Origin of the sequence: Bacillus sp. DNRA2 (genome assembly GCF_012843265.1) — a bacterium.
Taxonomy (GTDB): Bacteria; Bacillota; Bacilli; order Bacillales; family Cytobacillaceae; genus Bacillus_BU.
On sequence record NZ_JABAIT010000101.1, the window covers coordinates 1 to 219 of the forward strand.

1 protein-coding gene is annotated in these 219 nt (G+C 34.2%); it reads right to left on the reverse strand.

The annotated features are described in order from the left end of the window. The coding region (gene tnpA, locus HHO41_RS22195; protein WP_169102749.1) for an IS200/IS605 family transposase at positions 1-219 on the reverse strand (219 nt) is incomplete at both ends.

Genomic DNA, 219 nt, shown 5'->3' on the forward strand with positions numbered 1-219 from the left:
TACGAAACGAGAACTAACACTTTTGTAGCTGTTAATAGCTTTTGACAAATCGATATTTGGAACTGAACGAAACAAAATATGAACGTGGTCGCAATCATGTTTCCATTCTTCTACTGTAATTCCTTTTGGCTCAAGTAATCGTATGAAATGTTCTTTCAGATAATCTGAAATCTCATCGTTTACTACTTTTCTGCGATACTTAATGACGAAAACCAAGTG